This is a genomic window from Nocardia farcinica (genome assembly GCF_029867845.1).
Classification (GTDB): Bacteria; Actinomycetota; Actinomycetes; order Mycobacteriales; family Mycobacteriaceae; genus Nocardia; species Nocardia farcinica_A.
This window is the reverse complement of the sequence record NZ_JARWRU010001242.1, coordinates 1-3,356: the sequence shown is the minus strand read 5'-3', so window position 1 is coordinate 3,356 and position 3,356 is coordinate 1. Positions and strand designations below refer to the sequence as shown.

The 3,356-nt window shown below is 73.9% G+C and carries 3 protein-coding genes and 1 pseudogene; all 4 read left to right on the top strand.

Annotated elements, in window-relative coordinates; all coding sequences use genetic code 11:
* Window positions 1-158 precede the first annotated feature (158 nt).
* Window positions 159-335 (top strand): annotated as a pseudogene (locus QH283_RS27795) (enoyl-CoA hydratase); the annotation flags it as partial.
* Window positions 332-1,498 (top strand): acyl-CoA dehydrogenase family protein, encoded by a 1,167-nt coding sequence (locus QH283_RS27790; RefSeq protein ID WP_432420796.1) that lies wholly within the window; start codon window positions 332-334, stop codon window positions 1,496-1,498. The pseudogene QH283_RS27795 and the gene QH283_RS27790, both read left to right, overlap by 4 nt.
* Window positions 1,495-2,676, top strand: coding sequence for an acyl-CoA dehydrogenase family protein (locus tag QH283_RS27785; protein ID WP_280505885.1), 1,182 nt, complete (start codon window positions 1,495-1,497; stop codon window positions 2,674-2,676). The genes QH283_RS27790 and QH283_RS27785 overlap by 4 nt, the downstream gene beginning before the upstream one ends.
* Window positions 2,673-3,356: CaiB/BaiF CoA transferase family protein (locus QH283_RS27780; RefSeq protein ID WP_280505884.1), on the top strand; the 684-nt coding region annotated here is incomplete at its 3' end. The genes QH283_RS27785 and QH283_RS27780, both read left to right, overlap by 4 nt.

Sequence of the window (3,356 nt, the reverse complement as noted above, 5' to 3'; positions counted from 1 at the left end):
CGGCCCCCACAGGCGGGGTGAAGACTTGACGGGCCCGCACCTCACCCACGGTCTAGTCCTCGGCGGCGGAGTCGGTGTCGCCGTCGTCGGAAGTGTCGGGGGGGGGTGGGGGGGGGGGGCCGCGGCGCGCGCAGGGGGCGCCGGGGGCCGAGCGCCCCGCGCCCGCCGCCGCCGATCCCGACCTGACCAGGCGGATCATGAACAGCGCCCGCCTCGAACTCGGCCCGCCCGCGGTCAGCTGGTCCTCGGCGCTGGAGATCGAACGCGGCGTGCAGATGTGGTCGATGGCCCGCAAGGGCGAGGGCGCGTGGTCGTCGCGGGGGCCGGGCCGATGACCGCGGGACCCGGTGGCCGGCCACCGGCGCCCGTGGACGAGCGGCGACTGTCCGGGTTGCGTGCCGAGGTGCGGGCCTTCCTGCGCGCCGAACTCGACGCGGGCACCTATACCCCCGCCCCGGACAACTGGATGAGCGGCTTCGACCCGGCCTTCAGCGCCCGCCTCGGCGCGCGCGGCTGGCTCGGTATGACGATGCCGAAACGCTATGGCGGACATGCGCGTTCCCTGCTGGAGCGCTTCGTGGTGACCGAGGAACTGCTCGCCGCGGGCGCCCCGGTGGCCGCGCACTGGATCGCCGACCGGCAGATGGCGCCGGGCATCCTCGCCAACGGCAGCGAGGAACAGAAGCGACGCTACCTGCCCGGCATCGCCGCGGGCGAGGTGTTCTTCGCGATCGGCATGAGCGAGCCGGACGCCGGCTCCGACCTGGCGGCCGTCCGCACCAGGGCCGTCGCGAACGAGGACGGTTCGTGGACGATAACCGGCACCAAGGTGTGGACCACCGGCGCGCACGTCGCCCACGCCATGGTGCTGCTCGCCCGCACCGACGGCGGCCCGCGTGACCGGCACACCGGCCTGTCGCAGTTCCTGGTCGAACTGTCCCATCCCGGCATCGAGGTACGCCCGCTGCGCAGTATCGACGGCGGCACGCACTTCAACGAGGTGATCTTCCACGACGTGCGGGTCGGCGCCGACGCGCTGCTCGGGCGCCGGGGCAACGGCTGGGCGCAGGTGATGAGCGAACTGGCCTACGAACGCTCCGGCCCGGAGCGGTACCTGTCGACCATGCCACTGCTGCGCGCCTGGGCCGCGCGGTTGCGGCGCACCGGCGCCACCGACGAGCAGCGGACGGTCCTGGGCACGCTCACCGCGCAGGCGTGGGCGTTGCGCCGGATGTCGCTGGCGGTCACCGCCGAACTGGATGCCGGGCGCAAGCCCGACGTGCTCGCGGCGATGGTCAAGGATCTCGGCTCCACCTTCGAAGGCGAGGTGGTCGAGGCCATCCGGGCGTGCACGGAGGTCGAGCCCCGGCGCGCCGGTGGCGACCCCTTCGCCCGGTTGCTTGCCGCGGGGGTGCTGCACACCCCCGCGTTCACCCTGCGCGGTGGCACCAACGAGATCTTGCGCGGAATCGTCGCGCGCGGAATGGGATTGCGATGAGCTGTTCGAACACCGAGCCCGCGGCGAGCCACTGGGACACAGAGCCCGCGGCGAGCCACTGGGACACCGAGCCCGCGGCCGCGGCGGCCGCGATGGCCGAGCGCGTCGGCCGTACCGGCGCCCATCCCGCCACCACTCCCGCCGACGGCGCCGACGCCGCGCTGTGGGCCGCGCTCACCGAGGCGGGCTTCACCGAGATCGGCATCCCCGAGGAACACGGCGGCAGCGGCGGCAGCACGGCCGACGCGCTGTCGGTCCTGCACGCGGTCGTCGGCCGGGGCGCGCTCACCATGCTGCTCGAGCACACGCTGCTGGCCGGTCGCCTGGTCGCCGAGTGCACCGCAGCGCCGCCGAGCGGGCCGGCCACGATGGCCGTCGCGGGCGCCGACTGCCGCATCACACGCGACGGCGGCGCGCCAGATGCCACGCCGCCCACGCCAGACGCCGTGCTCGACGGCTCGGTCACCGGCGTCGTCCACGCCACCGGGGCAGGCATCCTCGTGGTCGTGCTGCCCGGCGTCGACGAGGACGCCGACGAGCGGCCCACCGTCGCCCTGGTCGCCACAGACGCTCCCGGAGTCACCGTGGAGCCGGGCAGCGACCTGCTCGGCGCGCCTTTCGACGACATCCGATTCGACGCCGCGCCCGCGCGGTTGTTCGTCTCCCCCGTCAGCACCGCCGAACTCCGGCGGCGCGGGGCACTCGCCTACGCGGTGGCGCTGACCGCCGCCGCGGGCACGGTGCGCGAGCGGACCCTGCGCTATGCCGCCGAGCGGGTCCAGTTCGGGCGACCGCTAGCGGCCTTCCAAGCCGTGCAGCAGCGGCTGGCCGGCCTGGCCGCCCGCACGGCGCTGATGGAAACAGCGACAGCGGCCGCGATCGCCGACGCGGACAGCGCGCTCGCGCGCACATCGATCGCCGCCGCCAAGGCGGTGACCTCCGCCGCCGCCAGGGAGATCGCCGCCGCCGGGCACCAGATCCACGGCGCGATCGGCTTCACCGCCGAATACGAACTCGGCCGGTCCACCACGGCGCTGTGGAACTGGCGGGAACGCTACGGCTCGGAACGCTTCTGGGCGCGAGAGCTGGCCGCGCAGATCCTCGACGAGGGCGCCGACCCGTGGGACCTGGTGACCGGAGCCGAGACAGCCGCCACCGCGGAGGAGGCCTCCCGATGACCATCTCCCCGACCGCCGCCGCGACCGGTATCGACGGGCGCGCCGCCTGGCGCGAGGCCGACGGCGCGACCGGCAACGGCGTGCTCACCGGATTGCGGGTGCTCGACCTGAGCCGCGTGCTCGCGGGCCCCTACACCGCGCAGATGCTGGCCGACCAGGGCGCGGAAGTGCTGAAGGTGGAAGCGCCGGGCGGTGACGAGACCCGTGCCTGGGGACCACCGTTCCTGGACGAGGGCGCCAGCAGCGCCTACTACGCGAGTCTCAATCACAGCAAGGACAACATCGCGCTCGACCTGCGCACCGACGAGGGCCGCGAGATCCTCGGCCACCTGATCGCGGGCGCCGACGTGGTGGTGGAGAACTTCAAGGCGGGCACGATGGCGCGCTGGGGGTTCGACTTCGAGACCGTGCTGGCGCGGCGGCATCCGCGCCTGATCTATTGCCGGATCACCGGATTCGGTGTCGACGGGCCGATGGGCGGCCTGCCCGGCTACGACGCGGTGTTGCAGTCCTTCGGCGGGCTGATGAGCGTCAACGGTTACCCCGACGGCAATCCGTTGGGGGTCGGGGTGCCGATCGTCGAAATCGTCACCGCCCACCTCGCGGTCAACGGCATCCTGCTGGGGCTGCTCGAGCGCCACCGCGACGGCCGCGGGCAGCTGGTGGACGCGACCCTGCTG